Source organism: Nocardia sp. NPDC004278, from assembly GCF_053602975.1.
In genome coordinates, this window is the sequence record NZ_JBSGEQ010000018.1 from 55,434 (window position 1) to 78,874 (window position 23,441).

General features: G+C 66.5%; 22 protein-coding genes. 10 read left to right on the forward strand and 12 right to left on the reverse strand.

All coding sequences use genetic code 11. The features are described from left to right. Positions 1 to 49: 49 nt before the first annotated feature. The 3 genes from ACWEO2_RS25620 to ACWEO2_RS25630 form a co-directional block, all read right to left on the reverse strand. On the reverse strand, positions 50 to 1,636 hold the full coding sequence (locus tag ACWEO2_RS25620) for a DUF2339 domain-containing protein (protein ID WP_452407630.1): 1,587 nt from the start codon (positions 1,634 to 1,636) through the stop codon (positions 50 to 52). A gap of 1,060 nt (positions 1,637 to 2,696) precedes the next feature. Continuing rightward, positions 2,697 to 2,870, reverse strand: a complete 174-nt coding sequence (locus ACWEO2_RS25625) for a cytotoxic translational repressor of toxin-antitoxin stability system, toxin of TAS system (RefSeq protein WP_452407631.1) — start codon at positions 2,868 to 2,870, stop codon at positions 2,697 to 2,699. Positions 2,871 to 2,979: 109 nt separating this feature from the next. Next, positions 2,980 to 3,399 (reverse strand): hypothetical protein, encoded by a 420-nt coding sequence (locus ACWEO2_RS25630; protein ID WP_355183163.1) that lies wholly within the window; start codon positions 3,397 to 3,399, stop codon positions 2,980 to 2,982. A 356-nt stretch (positions 3,400 to 3,755) separates the two neighbouring features. Between ACWEO2_RS25630 and ACWEO2_RS25635 the strand changes: the two genes are divergently transcribed. Then, on the forward strand, positions 3,756 to 4,946 hold the full coding sequence (locus ACWEO2_RS25635; RefSeq protein ID WP_355183165.1) for a helix-turn-helix domain-containing protein: 1,191 nt from the start codon (positions 3,756 to 3,758) through the stop codon (positions 4,944 to 4,946). 8 nt (positions 4,947 to 4,954) lie between these two features. On the opposite strand, the gene ACWEO2_RS25640 is transcribed toward ACWEO2_RS25635, so the two are convergent. From ACWEO2_RS25640 to ACWEO2_RS25655, 4 genes are all read right to left on the reverse strand, one after another. Then, a complete protein-coding gene (locus ACWEO2_RS25640; protein WP_452407632.1) occupies positions 4,955 to 5,659 on the reverse strand; it encodes a DUF1707 SHOCT-like domain-containing protein in 705 nt (234 codons plus the stop codon). A gap of 443 nt (positions 5,660 to 6,102) precedes the next feature. Beyond that, positions 6,103 to 6,735: a response regulator gene (locus ACWEO2_RS25645; protein WP_452407728.1), complete on the reverse strand. Its 633-nt coding sequence runs from the start codon at positions 6,733 to 6,735 to the stop codon at positions 6,103 to 6,105. Between the two features lie 32 nt (positions 6,736 to 6,767). Next, positions 6,768 to 7,973, reverse strand: coding sequence for a MacS family sensor histidine kinase (gene macS / locus ACWEO2_RS25650; protein WP_452407633.1), 1,206 nt, complete (start codon positions 7,971 to 7,973; stop codon positions 6,768 to 6,770). Continuing rightward, positions 7,951 to 9,210, reverse strand: coding sequence for an AI-2E family transporter (locus tag ACWEO2_RS25655; RefSeq protein WP_452407634.1), 1,260 nt, complete (start codon positions 9,208 to 9,210; stop codon positions 7,951 to 7,953). The genes macS and ACWEO2_RS25655 overlap by 23 nt, the downstream gene beginning before the upstream one ends. Before the next feature lie 101 nt (positions 9,211 to 9,311). Between ACWEO2_RS25655 and ACWEO2_RS25660 the strand changes: the two genes are divergently transcribed. The 3 genes from ACWEO2_RS25660 to ACWEO2_RS25670 are packed head-to-tail and all read left to right on the forward strand — an operon-like array spanning position 9,312 to position 12,425. Then, positions 9,312 to 10,847 carry an adenylate/guanylate cyclase domain-containing protein gene (locus ACWEO2_RS25660; RefSeq protein WP_452407729.1) on the forward strand — a complete coding sequence of 512 codons (1,536 nt, stop codon included), beginning with the start codon at positions 9,312 to 9,314 and terminating at the stop codon, positions 10,845 to 10,847. A gap of 58 nt (positions 10,848 to 10,905) precedes the next feature. Further along, entirely contained in the window at positions 10,906 to 12,021 is a 1,116-nt protein-coding gene (locus ACWEO2_RS25665) for a lysylphosphatidylglycerol synthase transmembrane domain-containing protein (RefSeq protein WP_452407635.1), read from the forward strand. 23 nt (positions 12,022 to 12,044) lie between these two features. Beyond that, positions 12,045 to 12,425, forward strand: a complete 381-nt coding sequence (locus ACWEO2_RS25670; RefSeq protein WP_452407636.1) for a DUF3054 domain-containing protein — start codon at positions 12,045 to 12,047, stop codon at positions 12,423 to 12,425. Positions 12,426 to 12,429: 4 nt separating this feature from the next. On the opposite strand, the gene ACWEO2_RS25675 is transcribed toward ACWEO2_RS25670, so the two are convergent. Continuing rightward, the gene (locus ACWEO2_RS25675; RefSeq protein ID WP_452407637.1) at positions 12,430 to 14,109 is read right to left on the reverse strand and encodes an NTF2-like N-terminal transpeptidase domain-containing protein; all 1,680 of its coding nucleotides are present in this window, start codon (positions 14,107 to 14,109) and stop codon (positions 12,430 to 12,432) included. Positions 14,110 to 14,506: 397 nt separating this feature from the next. Here ACWEO2_RS25675 and ACWEO2_RS25680 point away from each other — a divergent pair, with 397 nt between their 5' ends. Both ACWEO2_RS25680 and aroQ read left to right on the forward strand, forming a co-directional pair. Further along, a complete protein-coding gene (locus ACWEO2_RS25680) occupies positions 14,507 to 15,112 on the forward strand; it encodes a hypothetical protein (protein ID WP_452407638.1) in 606 nt (201 codons plus the stop codon). A 51-nt stretch (positions 15,113 to 15,163) separates the two neighbouring features. Further along, complete coding sequence (gene aroQ / locus ACWEO2_RS25685) at positions 15,164 to 15,601, forward strand: type II 3-dehydroquinate dehydratase (RefSeq protein WP_452407639.1); 438 nt, start codon at positions 15,164 to 15,166, stop codon at positions 15,599 to 15,601. 128 nt (positions 15,602 to 15,729) lie between these two features. Here the strand turns inward: aroQ and ACWEO2_RS25690 are convergent, their stop codons facing one another. Next, a complete protein-coding gene (locus ACWEO2_RS25690; RefSeq protein ID WP_452407640.1) occupies positions 15,730 to 16,176 on the reverse strand; it encodes a nitroreductase/quinone reductase family protein in 447 nt (148 codons plus the stop codon). Positions 16,177 to 16,586: 410 nt separating this feature from the next. Here ACWEO2_RS25690 and ACWEO2_RS25695 point away from each other — a divergent pair, with 410 nt between their 5' ends. Genes ACWEO2_RS25695 through ACWEO2_RS25705 form a run of 3 tightly spaced genes read left to right on the forward strand, consistent with a single transcriptional unit; the run spans position 16,587 to position 18,608 of the window. Then, positions 16,587 to 17,513 (forward strand): ABC transporter ATP-binding protein, encoded by a 927-nt coding sequence (locus ACWEO2_RS25695; RefSeq protein ID WP_452407641.1) that lies wholly within the window; start codon positions 16,587 to 16,589, stop codon positions 17,511 to 17,513. Continuing rightward, the gene (locus ACWEO2_RS25700; protein WP_452407642.1) at positions 17,510 to 18,361 is read left to right on the forward strand and encodes an ABC transporter permease; all 852 of its coding nucleotides are present in this window, start codon (positions 17,510 to 17,512) and stop codon (positions 18,359 to 18,361) included. Before ACWEO2_RS25695 ends, ACWEO2_RS25700 begins: the two co-directional genes overlap by 4 nt. Beyond that, positions 18,351 to 18,608 (forward strand): helix-turn-helix transcriptional regulator, encoded by a 258-nt coding sequence (locus ACWEO2_RS25705; protein ID WP_354961959.1) that lies wholly within the window; start codon positions 18,351 to 18,353, stop codon positions 18,606 to 18,608. The genes ACWEO2_RS25700 and ACWEO2_RS25705 overlap by 11 nt, the downstream gene beginning before the upstream one ends. A gap of 38 nt (positions 18,609 to 18,646) precedes the next feature. Here ACWEO2_RS25705 and ACWEO2_RS25710 read toward each other — a convergent pair whose 3' ends face one another. Next, positions 18,647 to 19,528 carry an NAD(P)-dependent oxidoreductase gene (locus ACWEO2_RS25710; protein WP_452407643.1) on the reverse strand — a complete coding sequence of 294 codons (882 nt, stop codon included), beginning with the start codon at positions 19,526 to 19,528 and terminating at the stop codon, positions 18,647 to 18,649. A gap of 242 nt (positions 19,529 to 19,770) precedes the next feature. Here ACWEO2_RS25710 and ACWEO2_RS25715 point away from each other — a divergent pair, with 242 nt between their 5' ends. Continuing rightward, positions 19,771 to 20,121, forward strand: coding sequence for a winged helix-turn-helix transcriptional regulator (locus tag ACWEO2_RS25715; protein ID WP_452407644.1), 351 nt, complete (start codon positions 19,771 to 19,773; stop codon positions 20,119 to 20,121). Positions 20,122 to 20,374: 253 nt separating this feature from the next. On the opposite strand, the gene ACWEO2_RS25720 is transcribed toward ACWEO2_RS25715, so the two are convergent. Continuing rightward, positions 20,375 to 21,496 carry a glycerate kinase gene (locus tag ACWEO2_RS25720; protein ID WP_452407645.1) on the reverse strand — a complete coding sequence of 374 codons (1,122 nt, stop codon included), beginning with the start codon at positions 21,494 to 21,496 and terminating at the stop codon, positions 20,375 to 20,377. A 183-nt stretch (positions 21,497 to 21,679) separates the two neighbouring features. Continuing rightward, positions 21,680 to 23,293, reverse strand: a complete 1,614-nt coding sequence (locus ACWEO2_RS25725) for an alpha/beta hydrolase (RefSeq protein ID WP_452407646.1) — start codon at positions 23,291 to 23,293, stop codon at positions 21,680 to 21,682. Positions 23,294 to 23,441: the final 148 nt, after the last annotated feature.

The window sequence follows — 23,441 nt, forward strand, 5'->3', positions numbered from 1 at the left end:
TGGGTAGCCGGGAGGCCGCCGCCATGAGAAGGCGCGGATGCGGTGGGCGTCAGTTGGCTGGGGCGTCGTCTGAATTTCGTTTCGAGGCACCGGCTTCGGCGAAGGCTCGGGCGTAGCGGGTACCCGCGAGCAGGAGCAGGACGCCGACTATCAGGAAGGCGGCCACTCGGACGAGGCCGTCGAGGGTGGCGAGGTCGAACAGGAACAGTTTGGCCAATGCCGCGGCCGTGACGAGGAGTCCGGAGCCGAGGGCGAGTTTCGCCACCGCGGCCGAGCGGGATAGGTTGCGCAGACCGAACAGCAGCGCGGCGGTGGCCGCGGCCATCCAGATAATGGTGGCGGCGCTGTGGCCGATGATGAAGCCGTCGGCGGCACCGGATGCGATGCCGATCGAGACCGTCGCGGCGGTTACGGAATACAGGCCCGCGATGCTCGCGACGACGAATAGCGTCGATTCATCGGTGCCGCCCCTGATCATGCCGGGGAGTCTCCGGGCACACCAGACGCCCGCGGCGATTACGGCCAGTGCGAGGACTGCCCCCGATGCGGTGGAGATGCCCATGCGCTCCTGCGCGATCCGTTGTGTCGCAAGCGCTTCCGGCGTCACAGTGATGAAGTACGCCAGGGCGCCGACCATCGTGTAGGCCGCACCGAAGGCGGCGGTGACGCGCGAGCATTGCTGACCTGCCACGCCAAGGAAGCCCAGCGCGACCAGGAACAGCGCGATCGGCAGGGTCGACACCCGGGTGATCCCGACACAGGCTTCGAGCAGTGCGAAGGAACCGGCTATCGCGGCGACGAGTGCGATCGAACCCGGAATACGCACCAGCTCACGCAGTTTCGGCGCCATTGACAATGCCGCCACGGCCAAGAGCACCGCCGCGTAGATCCCGGCGACCAAGGCAGCCGAGTGCCGCTCGAACAGCGCGGGTGCCGCCAAGAGCGGAACCGTCGACAGGGCGAAGGCCAGCGCGGCGAGAATATCCCCGGATCGTTTGCGCACCACCAGGAAACCGCCGACCAGCCCGATCGATGCGATCGCCACCGCGGCGGTGAGCAGCCAGTAGGTCCGGCCAGGTGCCGGATCGCCAACGGCGGCCACCGCAATGGCGACCAAGGTCGCCGACGTCACCGGCACCGTGCGCACCGCATGCAGGAACGGCCAATCGCGCGCCAATTGCACCGGCACACAGGTCAACTGCAGCACGATCAGGAAGGCGAGCAGTACCAATTCCGAGGTCACGAACGGCGACAACACCGCCGCACCCGCGACCACCAGCACCGCGAGCGGCTGCGACTGCCAGCGCAGCGCCAGCCCGACCCCACCCGCGGCAATGGCCAACGCCACCCCGAGCCCGACCACCGGATGTAGCCACCCATAGATCGCGGTCACCGCAACCACATCCAGATATGCCCCCGCAATACCCGTGGCCGCCAACGAAATTCCGCCGACCGGTCCACCGGCTCGCCTGAACACCCGCACACCGACCCCAACCAATGCCGCCGAGAACACCACCCCTGCAACAACTCTCGGCACCGGACCGAAGAATCCGGCCTGCGCCGCGAGCACCAACAGCATCACCACCCCGATCAGCGTCACCCCCACCCCGGCCACCGCCAATATCCGACTGATCATCCCCTCCTGCTGCCACCACGGCGTCCGCGGCGCACCTGCCCCACCCCGCACCGGCGGCCCCGGCGGCCGCATCCGCGGCGGAACCACCCCCGTCCGCCGCGGCACACCCATCGGCCGGTACCCACCGTGAGCTCCCGTTGCTCCCGGCGGCACACCCACCAGCCCGTACCCACCGTGAGCTCCCGTTGCTCCCGGCGGCACACCCACCAGCCCATACCCACCGTGAGCTCCCGTTGCTCCCGGCGGCACACCCACCAGCCCATACCCACCGTGAGCTCCCGTTGCTCCCGGCGGCACACCCACCGGCCCGTACCCACCCGGAACTCCCGCCATCCCAGCAGGATCTGTCACGGCCGCCCAACCGGACACCGCAGTAGCGGCCGGTGGCATATAGCCGACCCCATACGCGGGCACCGGCTGTGCCCAACCCGAAGACATAGCAGGCGGCACCGGAATCCGCCCCATCCCCGTGACAGGACCCGATCCGGCCCCCTCCGCAGGTGTGCCAGGCACCGCCCCCTGAGCAAGCATGGCTGGAGCGCCGTGGTCCGCACCTACTGCAGGCTCACCAGGCACCTGACCGGCGGCAGGTACGGCTGGAGCATCAGGCATCGCACCCATCCCGGATGCTCCCGGCGGCACGGCCTCTGACAACTGCTTCCGGCGACCCACCGGGTCTCCTGAGACTGCGCCTTCGAAACCGAGCTGCGCTGACGGCGCCGACGCAGGAACAGACGAACCGGATGGCACGGCAACGGAATCGAGCGGCGCATCCACGGCAGCCGGTGCATCTGCTGCATATTTCGAAACCTCAGATGCCGCAACCGAACTCGCCTCGATCTGGCAGCGCAGCAAATCCAGGTCTCGGCCCAGAACGCCCATTTGCGTTCCCAAGGCCGTGAACTCCCCTGACAACCGCGAAATCAGCGCGGGATCGATAGACGTAGTCATACCCCAATGCTGATTCGCACACCACGCCGACACATGAGTAGAAATCCTCGGGGGACCCCAGATATCTACCCGACTTGCGGCGCCGCGTCGGTCGAAGGGTCCTACAGATCTACCCGGCGGGTCGTGCGACCGGCACCACCGTCAACAGCCGCTCCAAGCCGACGAAATCATTGGGATTGATAGTGAACAGCGGTAATTCATTGGCAATCGCCGTCGAGGCGATCATCAAGTCGGCAAGACGCCTGCGCGGCTTGCGCCCGACGGCAACAACCGCAGCCGACACCGGGCCGTATACGCGGGCCCCTACCGCTTCGGTAGCACGAGGTGCTACAGCGTGACACCCCGACCGACCCGCACCAGGACTGCAGGTGGGGTCAGTCGGGGCGCAACGGTCATTTGGTCGGGGCCCGCATTGTGGTGACCTGGTGGACCGCGTTGATCACCGCTGAACGCGGTGGCATCCGCAGGACGCCGGGAGCCGGTTCGCCTGCCCAGTGCCAGCCGAGTTGGGAGTCGGTGGTGGGGAGCATGACGTAGCGGCCGCCGGGGATGACGGTCACGTGGTGTCCGGCCAGGCAGCGGCGCACGCTGATATCGACGGGGCTCGACGAGCCCGGGGGTGCGACGAGGAAGGTCCAGGTGCGCTCGCCGGGATCGGCGACCACGGGGGCCGTGTAGCCCCGCTCCAAGGTGGCGAGGACCTTGCGGCCCAGGTCCGGTGGCATCACCAGGGCGCCGAGGATGGAGCCGGTGGTGATCATCGGGCGACCTGCCAGCAGCTGAACCGGCAACCCGTACCGATGTCGCAGCATATGCGCGACTTCATTGGGAGAGTGACAGCGCTCGAACATGGCCTACCCCTCACCTCGCCAGCAGACCGGGCAGCCCCCTGCGCGTAGCGGGCCGTGCTGTTCGCGCACGCGCTGGATGTGGCGCGCGGATCGATTGGTGTGTGCACCCGGCTCGAGCGCGCGATCGGCGCGGAGAGCTCGCACGGTGGTAATCGGCATGGTGATCATTGCCGCCGCCCTTTGCATTCTCAAAGTTGCAGAAAGGCAACGGTATTCCAACTGAGCGTGCACGAGTCGTACGTAATGTCCCACTTTGGGTGAGCGCAATCACTTAACGTCGTACGCTGAAACAAGGATGTAACAAAGGACTTGGCTAGATGGACGATTCCTCGATCGGCGTGCGGATTCGGCTGTTCCGCGGCAAGGCGCTGACCCAGCGCCAACTCGCCGACCAAGCCGGTGTCAGCGTGGACCTGGTGCGCAAACTGGAACAGGGTGGCCGCCAGACCGCGTCCATAGCCAGCCTGCAAAAGCTCGCGCGCGCACTGGATGTCGACATCTCCGACCTGGTGGGCAAGCGGCACGGCATACCCTCCGGCAATCCGGATGCGGGCATCGTCGCGATCCGGCGCGCACTGACCCCGGTCGACGATCTACTCGGCGAGATGCCCCACGAGGACGCGATCGGCCTCGACGAGGCAAGTCGCGCAGTCGATTACGCATGGGGCGCCTACTGGACGGGCCGCTACGAACTGCTGACCACGATCCTGCCGTCGGGGCTCACCCAACTGCGGGCTACGGTGCACGCCGCCCACAACGGCACGGTCGCCCCGGCGAATGAACTACTCGCCCGGATGTATTGGGTCACCGGCTGCACACTGGTGCACCTCGGCCAGACCGATCCGGCATTCCTGGCGATCCGGCAGGCACTGGCCGCGGCCGAACTCGGCAACGATCCGCTGCTGCTGGCCACCATCCGCGGCTCGGTCGCCTGGCAGCTGCTGGTGCAGGGCCGCTATGACGAATCGCGCAAGGTCGCGCTGCGTGCGGCGGCGAGCCTGGAACCCGAGGGCGACGAAACCCTGGCGCATCTGTCCGCGTACGGGTCACTGGTGTTGCAGGGCGCGACCGCGGCGGGCCGCGCGCAGGATGTGCCCGAAGCGCTATCGCTGGTCCAAGCGGCCGGTGAGGTCGCACTGCGCATCGGCAGCGATCGGCACGACTACGAAACCTATTTCGGCCCTTCACAAGTCGTCATGCAGACCGTCGATGTGAATGTGAGCTCCGAACGCTATCCGGAGGCGCTGGCCGCCGCGAAGGATATGCCCGCGAATTGCGGTCTCCCGCAGGCCTCCCGGGCCCGCCACCTCACCGACACCGCCGTCGCCCTGACCCGAACCGGCCAGCACAAGCGCGCACTCGACGCACTACTCAATGCCGAACGCGTCGGCGGCGCCGACTGGATCAAATACCAGACCCTGCCGAGGCATATCGTCTCCGAACTGCTCGACCATGACCGCCGAGTCCCGCTGCGCGCCTTCGCCCGCCGCATCGGCGTCAACGACTAGTCCGGCGTTCAGCTGCCCATCAACTTGCGCCATTGGGCGCGCAGGGTGTGTTTGGCGGTCACCGAGCCGAAGCGGATCCGGCCCTGGACGACCAGGTGCAGCGGGCCGAAGGGTGGGCCGGTGCGAACCTTGTTGTTGACACTGGAGCCGATCAGGTCGACGCCATTGAGGTCGACGGTGGCCTCGGCGGGGACGATCAGGGTGAGCGAACTCAGATAGTCGTCAACATTCACCTCGACGACCTGCGTGGACATGATCGCCTCGGTGAAATCGAGGGTGACGCCGGAGAGCCAGTTGTTCAGGTGCAGCGATGGCGCGACCTGCCATGGACCGCGGCGATGGACGTTGGACAGGCGGCTGCGGATCACATTGCCGGGCGTGGCCTGCGCCGGAACCGACGGCGGCGGCGATACCGGCCGCTTCGCGACGCCGGGCGCGGCATTGACGAATGTGGACGGCGGTGCGGCGGGCTGGCCGATGAGCCGGACACCGGGCAGATCGACCAGTACCGCATTGAGCTCACCGCGGGTCTTGGCGGCGAGCGCGGTATCCATCCGCTCGGTGAACTCCCCGAGCGAGAGCATGCCGAGCCCGACGGCCCGCTGCAGCAGTTGACCGACGTGCTCGCGTTCGGCGTCGGAGACGCGCAGTGCACGGTCGCCGACGACGTCGCCGGAGCCGACACCATTGGATACCGAATCGGGGCCACCCATGAATTCGAGATTACCGAGCCCCGGACGCTCGGTGCATCAGGGCAAACCCCGATTCCAGCGCGGCCCCGAACCGAATCCCCGCCCCCTCTTGCACCGGTGCACGTCACGTCACGGGGAATTCATCGTCCTCGTCGGCCCATCGGCTGCTCGGACGATGAGCAGCCATGAGCGCCCGGCAACCGCCGCGGCCCCACCTCCGGGTCGGCCGATCCCACCGCGCGTCTCAGCAGCCGAATGCCTCGCCCTGGTCCTCCCCTCTCGGCTGTCGAGCCTCAGCAGCCTGCGCCGCACGCCAACAGACTCCGACCGCCCAGCCTCCGACCCCGCACGGGCATCCGCCGCCCGATGCCGACGGTCCGCGGCTCGAGCAGTTCCGGTTCCAGCACCAGGGATCGCCGCAGTGGTGACCAAGAAATCGGTGGCCGACCCGAGCCGATATCGCGCTATTCGAGCCCTTGCTCGATCGCATAACGGGTCAGCTCGACGCGATTGGCCAACTGCAACTTGCGCAATGTCGCCTGCACATGGTTCTCCACCGTCCGATGACTGAGCCCGAGCCGGACGGCGATCTGTTTGGCGGACAAGCCCTTCGCCACCATCCGCAACACCTCGGTCTCGCGCTCGGTCAGTGCGGGCCGATGCGGTTCATCCGGTTGCGCGGGCGCGGTCGCCATCCGCCGATACTCACCGAGCACCAACCCGGCCAGTCCGGGTGTGAACACCGGCTGTCCCGCCGCGGTGGCCCGCACGGCCTCGATCAGCTCATTGACCGACGCGCTCTTCACCAGATATCCGCAGGCCCCCGCCTTGATCGCGTCCAGCACATCATCGCGCTCGGCCGAGGCGGACAAGACGAGCACCCGACTCTGCGGCGATACCCGCAGCACCTCCGCGGTGGCCTGCGCCCCGTTCCCATCGGGCAACTGCATATCCATCAGCACCACCGCGGGCCGCGCCGCCGCCGCCCGCCGGGTGGCCGATCCGACCCCGTCCGCGGTGGCGGCCACCTCGAATCCGGCCTCGGCCAGATCCCGCGAGACACCGTCCCGCCACATCGGATGGTCATCGACCACCATGACCGAAATCGCCTCGGCCGCACCGCCATCGGTCACACCGCACCTCCTGTACGTGGTACCCGGAACTCCCATTCGGTGCCGAATCCGACACCGCCCGCCGCCTCGGTCAGCAGCACCGCCGTCCCGCCCAACGTTTCGATCCGGCCGATAATGGAGCGCGAAACACCCATGCGCCCTTCGGCTTCCGCCTCCGCCAGGCGACCCGGCGCAATGCCGACGCCGTCATCGCGCACGCTGATGATCAGCTCGTCGCCGGTATCCTCCAGCAGCACATAGGCTTTCGCCTCCGGTCCGGCATGCAGCGCGACATTCGACAGTGCGTTCGCCACCGCCGCCGCGATCTCCCCCGCCGTCCAGCGCCCCACCCGGACGGGCCCACCCGGTGTCGAAACGAATACCGATGGCGTCGCGTACGCGGTCAGCAGCGGTCGCAGATCGACATCGGCGCCACCGCTATCCCCGTGTTTGCCCTGTTCGGAGATCAGTACCCGCAGCGCCACTTCCTGTTCCGCGGCGCGCTGGGCCAATTCCTCGGTGGAACCACCGATCTCGTTGCCGCGCCGGGTGATGTAGCTGAGCACCTGTAGTACACCGTCGTGCACCTCACGGGCCAGCCGCTCCCGCTCCTCGGCGGCTGCGGTCAACCGCACGGCCCGTTCCAGCTGGCCTTGGGCGCGCCGCGCGGTATCGGCCGCGAGTCCGAGCGCGAGACCGATGGAGACGAGCACCGGCGCGGTCGCATCGGCCCACACATCCTGCCCCCATTGTTGGCGCACCGTCATGATCACCGCCGCGATGAGCACCCCGGAGAGCACACCGGTCAGCGGCCCGCGCAGGATCGCTGCCGAGACAACGGCATTGGCGACCCACAGCGTGGTCGGCAGCGTCTGATGCCCGTGGTACCAGCCGTAATCGGCGACCAGTCGGGTCGAGGCGATGAGTGCGACAACCACCACGTGGTCGCCGATCACCACCCACCACCGCAACCGCGCCACATCGGGAAAGTGCCACTGCGACAACATGAATGCCGAGGTGCCCGACCACACCGCCATTACCGCGATCAGCACCCAGCTCAGCTGCTGGTGCTGGTAGTACTGCACCGAGGCGATCTGCTGGCCGACCGCATAGAGCAGCGTGACCAGCCGCAACGCCTGTACGGCCCGCCACAGCGGCGCGGTTGCCGCATCGGCCGCGCTCAGTTCGGCAGGTCGGACCTCAGTCTGGTCCGGCCGCGTCATCGGTCTCGTCCCCACCCGGGTGCTCCCTGGCCGCCTCCCGCGCCAATGTCGCGTCCACATCGAACCGGCCGGGTTCCGGTTTATCCGGCTCCGCCGAATACATTCTGTGCCCTTCGCCGGTGTGCAGTTCCTCGAACGCCTCCTCCGGGCTTTCGGACAGCAGTGAGCGGATAGCGGTATTCATCACCGCGACGAACGGCACCGCCAGCAAACCGCCAGCGATCCCGCCGAGCACGATGCCAGCCGCAATCGCCAGCACCACCGCCAGCGGATGGATGCTCACGGCCCGCCCGAGCAGCAACGGCTGCAGCACATGGCTCTCCAGCTGCATCACCGCGATGATGATGCCGAGCACGATCAGTGCGGTCACCCAGCCCTTGGTCACCAGCGCGATGAAGACCGCGATGGTCCCGGCCAGAAAAGCACCGACGATCGGAATGAACGCGCTGATGAACACCAGCGAGGCCAGCGGCAGCGCCAGTGGCACCCCGAGAATCGCCAGGCCAGCACCGATACCGATGGCATCGACGAGCGCGACGACGACGGTGGCGCGGACGAATCCGACCAACGTGCCGAAGCCGAGTTGCCCTGCGGTGCGCACCTTTTCCCGATGCGGCGTCGGCACGATCCGGGTGACGAAGTGCCAGATCTGATCGCCGCTGTAGAGGAAGAAGATCAGAATGAACAGCGTCAGGAATGCGCCGGTGAGCATGTGCCCGATCACCGTCGCGGTGGTCAGCGCCCCGCTGGTGAGACCCTCTCGGTTCGATTGGATCGTCTTGACGATCGTGTCGCCCGCATTGCGGATCTGTTCATTGCTCAGATGCGGCGGACCATTGATCAGCCAGTCCTGAATCTCGTGAATGCTGTGGGTGATCTCATCGGACAGCTGTGGCACACCCTCGACGAACTGTTCGACGACAAAGGTCATGATGCCCGCGACCACGCCGATCGATCCGACGAGCGCGACGAAGACCCCCACCGCCCTCGGCACCCCTAGCCCTTGCAACCAATCCACCAGCGGCGCCAGCAGTGCGGCGGCCAGCAATCCGATGGCGAGCGGGATCACCACCGTCGCCAACCGCTGCACCACCGTCGAGAGCGCGAGCAGCGCGGCGAACATCACCAGCAGCCGCCACGACCACTCCGCGGAAATCCGGACAAACGGGTGGACGGAATCAGCAGCCGACCGCACAGCAGTGGCTTTCCCCGTAGCACTTACCTTCTGGTCGGTCACCTCCGCGAGCCTAATCGGCGCGGACCGCCGCGGATATGCTCACATGATCGAAACGCTAGATTGGTCACGTGTCAGCGCCTTTGGAAGCGGTCAAACAGACCATGCGAACGCGCTGGCCGCTGTACCTGACATCGATGCTGTTGGCCAATGCCTTCGGTGCGGTCCTGGTGTGGGCGTTCATCCAATATGGACTCCCGGTTCCCGAGGGTGAGGCGGCCGGTGCGCGACGCACTGGCCTGGTGATTCCCGGTCTGGTATTCACGACCGGCGGTTTGCTGAGCCTTGCCGCGTCGGCACTGATGCTGCGGCCGGTCATGCGCTGGCAGATGCGCGGCGGGCCGCCGAGCCGGCAGGAGCAGATGGCCGCACTGCACGCGCCGCTGCGACAGGCGATCCTGCATCTGGTGCTGTGGTTGATCGGCGGCGCCATCCTGGCGGCGACCATCATTGTGGACGCGCCGGAACTGGCGGGCGCGGTCATCGTCACCGAATGTATGGCCGCGACGATCGTCTTCGGCTTCACCTATATGCTCGGCGAACGGATTCTGCGCCCGGTCGCCGCCGAGGCACTGACCGAGGGTTCGTTCGACCGCTCGCTGACCCCGGGCGTCGGCACCAGAATGGCGATGACCTGGGGTATGGGCACATTCGCCCCCACCATCGCCATTGTGCTGCTGTGCGTCACCCAGATCTCGTCGGATGTGAAGTTCTCGGCGCAGTCGCTGGCCATCTCCATCCTGCTGCTGTGCGGTGTGGTGATCATGCAGGCACTCGCGCTGTCCATGCTGACCGGATCGAGCATCACCGATCCGGTGCGCCAGCTCAGCCAGGCCATCGAACGGGTGCAGGAGGGCGCCCGTGACGTGCAGGTCGAGGTGTTCGACGGCAGTGAGATCGGACTGCTGCAGGTCGGCTTCAACCGCATGATGGAAGAGGCCGCCAAGCGCCGCGAGCTGCAGGAACTCTTCGGCCAGCATGTCGGCGAGGAGGTGGCGCAGCGCGCACTCGACTACGGCACCGAACTCGGCGGGGAGACCCGATTCGTGGCCGTGCTGTTCGTCGATATGGTCGGGTCCACCGCGACCGCGGCCGAGCGCCCGCCGACCGAGGTGGTCAGCCTGCTCAATGAGTTCTTCCGCATCGTCGTCGATGTCATCGACCGGCACCACGGGTTCGTCAATAAATTCGTCGGCGATGCCGCGCTGGCGATCTTCGGCGCTCCGCTGGACCGGCCGGACGCACCGACCGCCGCCCTGGCCGCCGCCCGTGAATTGCGCGAAGCCCTGCGCGAGGTGCCCGGACTCGATATCGGTATCGGGGTATCGGCGGGTCTGGCGGTCGCCGGAAATATCGGCGCCGCAAACCGTTTCGAATACACCGTGATCGGCGATCCGGTGAACGAGGCGTCGCGGCTGACCGAGCTGGCAAAGGATCGTCCCGGCCGCGTACTCGCCTCCGGCAGCGCGCTGTATTTCGCCGATGAAAGTGAGCAGGACCTTTGGCTGACCGGGGACGAAGTCCAGTTGCGCGGGCGGCGGCGCAAGACCAGGTTGGCCTGGCCGCAGGAGAGCACCGCGGTGCGGGCGACCGAACCGGACGAGCCGGCCTGGGTTGTGCCGGAGAGCTCCGGCGATTGAATCCCGGCCCCGCACGTCGATGCAGACAGCCGAACGATCGGTTAGTTAGGCTGACCGCGTGACGGCCAACGGGGAACTAGCAGGCGATCCGGCACCGCCGCCGCCCGAGGACCCGACCGACAGACCAGCGAAGCGGGGCCAGCGGGGAAGATTCTGGTGGGTCAAATGGGTCGCCGGTATGGCATTGCTGGCATTGCTCATCGGCGAGGGTTACTACCTCTGGCCACGATTGCACGATTCCTGGAATAAGCTCACCGAAATTCACTGGGGCTGGGTCGCCGCCTGTATCTGGATGGCGGCACTGTCGATGAGCGGATTCAGCCGGGTTCAGAAACAGCTGCTGCACGCGGGCGGCGTCGATGTCCGCCAGCACAAATCCGTCGCCGTCGTCTACGGCGCCACCGCAATGTCGGTGAGTTTGCCTGCCGGACAGGTGTTTTCCACCGCCTTCACCTATCGCCAGACCCGCCGCTGGGGTGCAAATCCGATCGTCGCCTCCTGGCAGCTGGTGATCTCCGGCGTGGTGGCCACCGCCGGACTCGCCCTGCTCGGCGTCGGCGGCGCACTGCTGGTCGGCAACCAGGTCGGGCCGTTCAAACTCATTCTGTCGGTGGTCGGCGTGATCGCGCTGGTGTGGGCGGGCAACTACCTGTCGAGGAATCCGGGCGCGCTGGAGGCCGTACTGCGGCGCGGCCTCGCGCTGCTCAATCGAATCCGCAAAAGGCCAGCCGACCAGGGCATGAGCAAGATCGCCGATATGCTCTCGCAGCTGGAATCGGTGGATCTGGGCAAGCGCGACGGTGTCTTGGTCGCGGGCTGGGCGCTGGTGCACCGCTTTGCCGATGTCGCCTGCCTCGGCGCCGCCTGCTACGCGGTCGGCGCCGATCCGAAGCTGGCCGGTCTGCTCATCGCGTTCACCGCGGGCAAGGCCGTCGGTTCCATCCCGTTCGCGCCCGGCGGCATCGTCTACGTCGACGCGACCCTCATCTACGGCCTCACCGCGGGCGCCGCCCTACCCATCACCCAGGCCGTCGCCGCCGCCTTCGTCTATCGCCTGGTGAGCTTCATCCTGGTCGCGATCATCGGCTGGATCGTCTTCGCCTTCCTGTTCCGCACCCCACAGGCCGACGATGCGGAGCTCGAGAAGGAATTCGAGCAGCGCCGGACGCTGTGACATCGGGTACTACGCTGGCCCGCGTGAAGAAACTGGTGCCGTTGCTGGTCGATGCACTGCTGGTGGTCGTGTTCTGCGCGATCGGCAGGCGCAGTCATGACGAGGCGATACTCACTGGATTGCTGAAGACGTTCTGGCCGTTCGGAATCGGACTCGCAATCGGCTGGGTGGCGGCCGTCGCGGTCGCGAGCCGGATCCGCGACGACGAGGGGCGCGCCGCGCACTTCGACGGGACCGCCCTGTGGCCTACCGGAGTTCTGGTCTGGTTCGGCACGCTCTGCGGCGGCATGGTGCTGCGCGTGATCAGCGGTCAGGGCACGGCATTCAGTTTCATCATTGTCGCGGCATGCGTGCTCGCACTGTTCCTGCTCGGCTGGCGTGCGGCCATCAAGGCCGTCAACTGAGCCATCAGGGCTCCGGAGACGCCAGGTACTGGAGCATCCTGGCGGCCATCCGCGCGGTCGCATCGCCGCTGTCGGTGTCATTGATATGGATCGCGAAGGCCAGATCCCCCGCATTGGCGATGAGCCAACCGTCATTGCCCGCGGTGGCCGCGAATCCCGTGACATCGCGGAACGGCCGCAGCGGCGCAAATTCCGGTCGGCCCGCGGCATCGCGCAACAGTCCGCGCAGTCGGTCGGTCAGCTCCGGTGGCATGCCGCCGACCTGCGCGTCGGTGGTGCTCGGCCGTCCGGCCTCGATCATCGGCGGCGGCACCTGTCCGCGCGCGATGGCGGCCGCGGCGATCGCCATGCCGAAGGGGCTGGCCAGCACCGCATCCGTTCCGCCGCCCTGACGGACCTGCTCGGCACTGCGCCCCGCGACGGCGACCCGCCCGGTGACCTCATCCAGTCCGGGCACCTTGTAATCGACGCCAACACCGAGATTCGGCGCGGCCTCGGCCGCATCCGGCACCGAAACGTCCTGCGGTGCCTTGTTCTTCAGGACCGAGGCGACCGTGCGGAACAGGTCGATATTGGTGCCGACCGGATACAGCCCGGTGAAGGCGACCGAGCCGTGCTCGCTGGCCTGCGTGTTCTGTGCGACCGCGACGACCGCACCGCTGGAGGGCCGGATCGCCACGATCGAGGCGGGCGTACCGACGCTCACCACGGCATCCTCGGCGGCCCGCTGCAGGCGCTGATCCATGGTGGCCGCGATGTCCGGACCGGGCGGTCCCTGATATCCGGCGATCTGCCCGACGTAGCGACCGTCCTGTTCGAAAACCTGCACGCCCCAACCGGAATGCTGATCCTGACTGTCCTGCCACACCTTGCGCAGCGCGTCCAGCATCGGCGACCAGGTCCGGCGATCGGCGGAGATGAGCCGCGGCTGTTTCTCCATCACCACGCCGGGCACCCGGGCCATCGCGGGCTCCAGGATCGCGAAATCGGGTTCGCGCAGATTCACCGCGACGATCGGCTTGCCCTGTGCGGACGACAGTTGCTGCAGCAGCGACGGTCCGGTGATCAGCGGCGCGACCGGTGCGATGGCCTTGGCCAGTGCGTCGGTCGAGGCGACCAGATCGGTCGTCTTGGCCGGATCGAGCTTGATTACATTGATGAGCTGTTCGGTCATCAGCGCGTCGCCGACGATATCGGTGACCCGCGGTGGCGGGGTGGGTGTGGTGCGCACGAGGCGGACCGTGCGGTTGTGGTCCAGTTGCGGCATGACGACGGCGGGATCCCAGGAGATCCGCCAACCGATCGCCAACTTCCGCACATTGCCCTGCAGGCTGTACTTCCAGGTCTTGTTCTCGCCGAAGTCCCAGGCGACGTCCATGCTGAACAGTCCGCCCTCGGCGCCGAGACCGATGAATTGGGTCTTCTGGTAGTCGACCTTGCCCGGCTGCAAACCCGCGAACATTTGCTTCAGCGTTGCTGACGCGGCGGTGGGATAGGAGGTCAGCTCCGCCGCCTTGGCATAGTTCTGATTGTCGAGCAGTTCAGTGAAGCGGTCTACGACACTTTCGGCCTCATTGCGTTTCTGGTCGGTTCCACACGATCCGATCGTGATAGCCAATGCCGCCGCCCCGGCGAGTGCGATTGCGCCCCGGACGCGATAGCGGCGGGATCCCCACACATCCATGTCGCCCACTCTTTACTCTTGTCACTCCAGTAACAAGACCACCGTACCTGAAATTAGTTGTCCGCCGTGCCGCCGCAGCCCGGACGTTAGCCATGCTCAGCATCTCCGATTGTGCCCGAAACCCTTGCTTCGAGTGGCTGATCATAAGCGTTCCCCGGTCCTGCCGCGACATCCGGCGCCGCAACCGTACCGGCCGGACCGCAAAGTCGGACGAAAACGGTGTACGTCGGCGTTTCGGGGGCGAAGGACCCCGTTGACCAGCGCACACCCTCTCTGCGACATACCCGCGCCGCCCTTCGCCGAAACCGTTCGCACAGAGCGGAACCACGGACACCAATTGCGACGTAATCTTGTAATCAATGAAATACACGAGCCACAGTAAGTAGGTGATTCCCAAATGAGGCACGATCATCGGGGACGGGGTTTCGGACGACCGGGCGGCTGGCAGCAGGCCGATCTACCCGACCCAGCGGATGCCCCCGACTGGTTCGCCGGTCGGTTGCCAAGCGACTGGTTCACTGGACAGCCCGTCATCGAAATCGACCGCGACGAAATCGTGGTGATCGGTGAACTGCCGATCCCGCAGCCGGAAAAACCCGCGGTAGCGGAGCAGGGCGACGCCGATGCGCCGGCCGAGGAGGTTCCGGCCGCGACAAAGGAGGGCGCCATCGCCCGATTCCGCGAGACCACCCGCCCGGCACGGATGCGGATAGCGGATGAGGCCCAGCGCCGCTACGGGCGCAGCGTCGCCTGGGGCGTCTCGGTGGATGGTGAACGAACCATGTTCACACACTTGGCCGTTCCGGTCATGACCCGGTTGCGTCAGCCGGAGCGCAAGGTGCTCGACACCCTCGTCGATTCCGGCGTGGCCCGATCGCGGGCGGATGCGCTGGCCTGGACGGTGAAGTTGGCGGGTAAACACGCCGAGGCCTGGCTCGAGGAGTTGCGCACCGCCATGCGGAAGGTGGATGACCTGCGGTCGGAAGGTCCGCAGGGACTCTAGTTCGGATCGTCGAGCGACCTGCTAGCAGTCGCTGCGGCTAGTGTCTTGTCCATGTCGACACCTGGTCCGATCCTGGTTCTCAACGGCCCCAACCTCAATATGCTCGGCACCCGCCAGCCGGAGGTCTACGGGTCGGCCACGCTCGACGATGTCGTCGAGTTGTGCCGGCAGACCGCCGCGCGGTACGGCCGCGAGATCGATGCGTTCCAGTCGAATTCCGAAGGAGCGCTGATCGATCGGATCCATCGGGCGCGCGGCGTCGAATCCAGCATTGTCATCAATCCCGGTGGGCTGACGCACACTTCGGTGGCGCTGCGTGATGCGCTGGTGATTCCGGAACTCCCCATTGTCGAGGTGCACATCAGCAATGTGCATGCGCGCGAGGAGTTTCGGCATCACTCCTACATCTCCCCCATCGCCACCGCAGTGGTCGCCGGAATGGGAATCCAGGGCTATGCCGCCGCGATCGAATTCCTGATCAAGCGCTAGGCGGCGGTTGGGCCGGACCAGCTCGACCGACCGCCAAGCGGCATAGCCCCCCGCAACGCCGCATTCCGCGCACCCGGCGTCGCGCCAACCATTCAACGCTTCGAGTTCGACCGAATTGCGCTGTCGCACTATGCAAGCCGGAAAACCGGGAACCCAGGCGCGATCTCGGCCAACTGCGCATCGCTGGCATCCTTGGTAACCCCCTCGAAGAACTTCCCCACCTCCCACCCCCACTTCTGCAGGTAGAGCCGCAACAACGGCACCTTGTCCGCATCCGCCACCTCGGTCGCGGCAAATGCCTCGACCTTGCGCCCCAGCCGCAACTCACCACCCCCCGCAACCCGCAAATTCCGCACCCACTGCGTATGCCCCCGCGGCGCAACCAGATACCGAGTGCCATCGCTATCGGTCAACAGATTCACCATCGTCGTCCGCCACTCCCCACTCTTACGCCCCCGCACCGCCAACAACCGCGACCCCATAACACTGATCCCAAGCCGAGGCAGCCAGTTGGCAACCCGATTCATGATCGAATCAAGCCCACTGGGACCAATGTAACGAGTCCTGGCATCCATCGTTCTCTCCTACCCGTGAGCACTGCTCTCTGTTGAGATCAGTGTTCCACGCCCCCCTCCCCAAGTCAAGAGCACCGCTCTCCCTTCCTTGAAACTTTCGAGAATGCGCTCATGTGGGGGTGTTCTCGGCGTTTGCCTGCACCAACGCATGGTGATCACTTGTCCAGGCCCGGGGTTTTGAGGCTGGAGAGGATGGCGGGCCAGTCGGTGCTGATGCCTTCGAGGGCTTGGCTGCGGGGGGTGAAGCCGTTGTGGATGACGGTCAGTTTTGCGAGATCGGTTGTGGCGGGCTCGAGTTCGAAGGTGACCTTCGGGCGGGGCTCGCGTGCCGACGGTTGAGAACAGCATTGTCATGGCGAGATGTAGTAGGTATGCTACGAATCATCCCGATCTCACAACGGGAGGATGAGATGACTCTGGGTGACGGCGTCGCGCTCGACGTCGAGAAACTGCGCATGCGATACGGCACGACCGACGTCCTGCACAATGTGACGTTCCAAGCGCGACCGGGCGAGGTGCTGGTACTGCTCGGACCGAATGGCGCGGGCAAGACCACCACCATCGAAATTCTGGAGGGCTTCCGCATGCGCTCCGCGGGCCGCGTCGAGGTGCTCGGCATGGATCCCGCACGCGGTGGCGAAGCCTGGCGGGCCCGGCTCGGCGTGGTCCTGCAGTCATGGCGCGACCATGCGAAATGGCGTGTGCGTGAACTACTTTCGCATCTCGGCACCTATTACGTGCCGTACCGCACCGATACGATCCAACGGCCCTGGGACACCGACGAACTCATCGCCGCCGTCGGTCTCACCGAACAGGCGAACAGTAAGATCGGATCGCTGTCCGGCGGACAGCGTCGCCGCTTGGATGTCGCGATCGGCATCGTCGGCCGTCCCGAACTGCTATTCCTCGATGAGCCGACCGCGGGCTTCGATCCACAGGCCCGACGCGAATTCCACGATCTGGTCCATAAACTCGCCGATGACCGAACCACCATCCTGCTCACCACCCACGATCTCGATGAGGCCGAGAAGCTCGCCGACCGCATCATGATCCTGGCCGGTGGCCGGATCATCGCCGATGGCTCGGCCGACGAATTAGCGCGTCGCATCGCGGGCGAGGCCGAAATCCGGTGGACCCACCATGGACAGCGATTCGTGCACACCACCACCGAGTCGACCAAATTCGTCTACGAGCTGTTCGGGCAGCACGGCAAGGAGATCGGCGAACTGGAGGTGCGGCGCGCCTCGCTCGAGGACACCTACATGAAGCTCGTGCAGCAATACGAATCCGGCCGGCTCGACACCGAGATCCATTCACTGGAGGAGGTCGCGCGATGAATCCGATCAACGCCGCGGTCCGGGCCGGAACCCGGCGCGGACTGATCGAGCTGCGGCAAATGCTCACCACTCCCCAGGACCTGTGGAGCATGCTGTTCTGGCCGGTCGCCATGATCGTCGTGCTGTTCTTCATGCGCGATGCGAAATTCCAGGCGAGCGGCCTCGGGCTCGGATCACTGGCCCTGCCGAGCATCCTCGGCATGCTCGTTGCCTTCAATGGCATGTTCGGCATCGCCCAGGCGCTCACCATGGAGCGCGAGGACGGAACACTGTTGCGCGCCAAGGCGACACCGAACGGCATGGTGGGTTATCTGATCGGCAAGATCGTTACGACCGCGGGTTGGGTGGTCGTCCCGTTCCTGGTGATATTGATACCCGGGCTCTTCCTGGTCGACGGCACCGCGATGGACAGCGTCGGCTCCTGGCTGAGCCTGATCGGCATTGTCGCGCTCGGCATGATCGCGACAATGCCGGCCGGCGCGGTGCTCGGATCGCTGTTCAGCAATCCCCGCAATATCGGGTTCCTCTCGATGCCGGTCATGGGCATTGTCAGCATCTCCGGCATCTTCTACCCGATCACCTCGATGCCGGGCTGGCTACAGGGCATCGCGCAGGTGTTCCCGGTCTACTGGGTCGGCATCGGCATGCGCGCGGCGATGTTGCCCGGCGATGCGGTCGCCATCGAACTCGGCCACTCCTGGCGGCATCTGGAAACCATTGCTGTGCTCGGCGTTTGGGCGGTGGCCGGGTTGCTGCTGGCCCCGGTGGTGCTGCGTAGGATGGCACGTCGCGAGTCCGGGTCGAGCGTGGCAGCGCGCCGCGAGAGGGCGATTCAGCGTGCCTACTGAGGTCATCTACAACCGCATCGCCATGTTGCGGGCCGAGCGCGGCATCTCCCGGCGGGAGTTGGCCGAGGCGCTCGGCGTGCACTATCAGACGATCGGTTACCTCGAGCGCGGCGAATACAGTCCGAGCCTGCATCTCGCATTGCGGATCGCGGCGTATTTCGAAGTGGCGGTGGAGGTCATCTTCTCCACCAGCCCCTTCCCTCGGCTCGGTTCCACCGCCGAATCGGCGCGGGTCGTCGGCGATTAGCCCGACGGTTCGCTGATCCGGCTCGGGAGCACCGAGATTCAGTCCCGCGGACCGACGAACAGCTGGTACACCGGAACCGCCTTGCCCGCCTGCTCGCTGGCCGCGATGGCACGCCGCCACAGCCCCTGCGACGCGTGCGAGAGTGTCGCGTCGACGCCGACCTCCTCGCTGGCCTCGATAATGTGCTGCGCCCCAGCGTCCATCATCTTCAGGCTGGCCAGCGTGCCCCAGCCGCCCGCCTTCGCCGCGGTCGCGAAATCCTCGATGAAGTACGGGTAAGCGGCGGCCGAGCGCAGCGCGAAGGGCAGGAACTGGTCGATGCTGTGACCGGACTTCCCGATCACCGCGAGCGCCTGATCGAAGGCGAGCATCCACGGATGGAAAATGATCAGGCCGGCCTGATAGAAGACCTGCGCGAGCCCGTCGTCCACACCGAGGTATTCCTGTGGGCTCAGCGGACGCAGCAGTTCGGCGTGCGCGTCGAAAACCTGCTGGGGACCGCTGTAGAAGATGAACGACGCCGGATGCGCGATATTGTCCCCGGCCGACATGACGCCGCCGGAGATGAACTCCGCACCGTGCTCGCGCACCCAGGCCGCACCCGTGCGGGCCTTTTCCGGAGAATCCGAGGACAGATTCGCGATCACCTTGCCCTGCAGATGGTCGGTTGCCTGCCCGAGCACGTCGTACATGGCGGCGTAGTGGGTGAGGCTGAGCACGCTTACCGCATTGGCGTCCAGCGCCTCGGCGACCGTGGCGGCCCGCTTCGCGCCGAGTTGGACCATGGCATCGACCTTGTCGGTGCTGCGGTTCCACACCGTCACCTCGATACCGGCGTCCAGGAAGGCCCGGACCATGGCCTGGCCCATCGGCCCGAGGCCGAGGACGGAGACGGATCCAGCGGTGGTCTGTTCGGACATTGTGTTCCTTCGGTTCTCGTTCGATCGGTCGGCTGACCCTTTCGAGCGACCTGCGAGCAGTCGCTGCTGACCCTTTCGAGCGACCTGCGAGCAGTCGCTGCTGACCCTTTCGAGCGACCTGCGAGCAGTCGCTACGGCCGGAATCCATGGTCGTTCTCGCAGGTAGGGTCGGGAAGACCGAACGTTGAGGTGTGGTTGCTTACCTCGAGGTTCGAATTCAGCTCAGAAGGAGTGCGGTGGATATGGGCAGTGACGCGGATCACGATGTGTGCGGCATGTCGATTGCGATCGATGTCGTCGGCGGCAAATGGAAGCTGCATCTGATGTGGGTGCTCGGCGCCGGCCCGCAGCGCTTCGGTCGGATTCGCAAGCTGCTCACCGGCGTCAGTGAAAAGGTCCTCGCCGAAAACCTGCGCCATCTCGAAGCCAGCGGTGTGGTCCACCGCGAGGTCTTCCCCGAAGTCCCCCCGCGCGTCGAATACTCGCTCACCCCACTCGGCGAAGAACTCGCGGTCGCCCTGCGCCCGCTCGAGACCTGGGGCGACACACACCGCGACAAACTCCTCAGCAACCTGCTCGCCGCCGCGGGCTAGTGCCCCATCCACCTAGCTCCTGCCATATCCAGCCCTGGGCCGGGGTCCGTCGAACGAGTCGTATGGTGGTCGCCCAGGGCCCTTGGGTTCAAGGGGTCGATGCAACAACTGACGGGAGTCGAGGTGTTGCATGGTTCAGCAGGGTCCGGTGCGACCGCCATACGACTGCGCTCGGCGAGCAGTTGGGGTGGGTAGGGCAGGTATTGATCTGGAGGGGGACTGGCAGTCGGCCTTGATTCGGGTTGCGCGCGGGTCAATTTCCGATGTTGTCGACAGCTATCCGTTCGCCGACGCGGACGAGCAACTGTCCCGCATCGGCAATGCAGCGGACGGGATCCGACTCCAGATCGGCCAGGGCGTGGCAGGCGGTGAAACCCGCCGCTCGGATCTCATCGCGCGTCAACTGCGCTCGGCCGACGGCGGCCACCACCGTGACACCCGCCTTGCGCGCCGCCTCGCAGACGCCGATCGGGGCCTTGCCGTGCAGACTCTGCGCATCGAGGGCACCCTCCCCGGTGACGACGAGGGCGGCGCCGTCGAGAAGTGCTGGGAAATCGAGGAGTTCGAGAACCACCTCGATGCCACTGCGCACCTGAGCGCCGAGCACCGCCAGCGCGCCGAAGCCGGTACCGCCCGCCGCGCCCGCGCCGGGGACATCCGCGAATTCCGGTGCGACGACGGCCGCCCAGTTCGTCAGTGCCGCCTCGAGGATGAGCAGATCCTGCGGCGTCGCCCCCTTCTGGGGCGCGTATACCGCGACCGCGCCGGTCGGGCCGAGCAGTGGGTTGTCGACATCGCAGGCCAAGGTGAAATTCGCAGCCGAAATGCCCGGATGCAATCGGGTGCGATCCACTCCTGCGGCATGTACCAAAGCGGCTCCGCCCGTGGGCAATTCATTGCCGTCGGCGTCCAGGATGCGCGCACCGAGGGCCTGCAGCATGCCCGCACCGCCGTCGGTGGAGGCGCTGCCGCCCAGGCCGAGAACGATATCGGTGGCGCCGCGGTCCAATGCGTGTGCAATGACGACACCGAGTCCATAGGTGTGCGCGCCGAGCGGATCAGGTTGTCCCCCTGGCAGTTTCGTCAGTCCGACCGCCGCGGCCAATTCGATTACCGCCGTGCTCCCCTGCACCGCGTAGGCCGCGGTGTCGGCTGCTCCCGTTGGCCCCGGCGCATCGATCTCGATCCGCTCCCAGCCCGCCGCCACGAATGCGTCGACGGTTCCGTCGCCGCCGTCCGCGACCGGCACCTGCCGGATCTCCGCGTCCGGGCACGCGCGCGCGATGCCAGCCGCCAGCGCCGCCGCCACCTCGGGCGCGGTCAGCGAGCCCTTGAACTTATCCGGGGCGATCACCACCCGAAGCGCGGACTTCATCCCCACATTGTCCGGGGTGGCCCCGATGGACGCACGTCGGGCAGACGGTGGAGGCGCTGGCACCAGTCTCGCCACACCGAACCCCCAGCGCGCCAGCCGAAATACCCGCCGCCACCCACGACGAGTACGTGCCCGGTCAGCCACTGCTCCATGCGCCCCGCCTACGGGGTGATATCCACCCGCCTACTGCAGCGGCGCTTGATCTGCGTGGTCGATGGTGACCTGGCCGGTGCGCAGGTAGGTCAGCACGGCCTCGTCGACGATGGTGTTGCCGCGGCCGAAGGCACCATGGTCACCGCCCTCGACGGTGATCAGCGAGCCGCCGATGGCACGCGCCATGGCCGGGCCGCCCTCGTAGGTGGTCAGCGCGTCGTGGCGGCTCTGCAGCAGCAGCGGGCGGGTGCGCAGGTCCTTGCCGTTGATCGGCACCGGTTTGGTCACCGGTTTCCAGCTACCGCAGGCGGTTCCGGAGCGGACCAGATCGGCGCGGGCGTCCATGGCATTGCCGCCCGAGGCGATGGTTGCGAAGGCCGAGCCGATCAGCTCGAGCCGGCCGCGCACCGCGTTCTCATTGCAGGTTATGGCGGAGAAGACGAAGCGGCCGGTGGGATCGGTGCTGGTGGCACCCTCGATGGCAAGCAGCTGGCGGACGTTCTTCGGATCGATATTGGCATCGGCCATCGCCCTGGCGAAGGTCGGCCAGAAGGTGCGGGTGTAGGTGGCGACCGCGGTCGCACCGACCAGCGGCACCTGCGCGGACGCACCGCCGGTGAGCATGAGGCGCACCAGATTCTGCACCTTGCCCGCCTGCTCCACACTGCCGTTGAAGCCGTCGCGGGCGATCTCGGCGAGCGGTTCGGGCAGCGCACCCGGCAGATCGGCGACACTGGCCGGTGGCGGGGTCAGATTGGCGTACCAGCCACCGCCCTGGTCCGCGACCAGCCGCACCCAATTCTGGTAGACCTGCAATGCCGTATCCCCGAGCCGGTATTGGCCGTCGTGCTCGGCGATCCAGGCGAACAGATCATCGAGCCGCTGCTTGCCAGCGACCTGCTGCTGGGCGAACTCCTCGGTCCACACCCAATCGGGATTGACATTGGAGTCCAGCACCATACGATCCACCCGGTTCGGGAACAGCGATGCGTACACCGCGCCGAGATAGGTGCCATAGGAGGTGCCGAGATAGCTGATCCGGTCGACGCCGAGCGCGGCTCGCACCTGGTCCAGATCGCGCGCGGTGCTCTCGGTGGTGATGGTGTCGAGGTAGCCGGGCCGTGCGGCATCGCAGGCCTTCTTGATATCGTCGCGGTTACCGCCGCCGAGTGAAACCTGTTCACCGTCAGCCGATTTCGAGGTCTCGACGGCCTGGGCAGCACAGCGCAGCGGCGTGGCCCAGCGCAGTCCACGCGGCTGCACCGCGACCCGGTCGTAGTGCTCGTTGAGTTCGGCGGGCAGCGAGTCGATCCGGCGCGCCCAGTAGTCCAGCGCATCCGCGCCGGGTCCACCCGGATTGGCGACGATGACACCACGGCGCTGCGCGGTGGCGGCGATCCGGCTGACGGTGAGTTCGATACGCGCGCCTTCGGGTTCGGCGTAATTCATCGGAACGGATATCACCGCGCATTGCACGCCGCGTCCCTCGGTCACCGATGAGTCCGGGCAGGCGCCGAAGGCGGCACCGGGTGTGGCCGCAGCCTGAGCCGTGATGATCGATCCGCTGATCAGGCCGGTGGCTGCCACCGCGACCAGGACACGGGAAATACCCGGCATCTGCGAACTGCCCAGCACCCTCATCATGTTTCGTACCTCCGCCCGGCCTGTCCCTCACTCCCGGTGGAGGCGTTCGGCGCGACCAAGAGCATTCTTGCCAGCCCGGCACCGGTAGACAAGTCGAGCACCGGATCGGAGCCGATTAGTGTTGCGGTACACCGTCACCCACCCACAC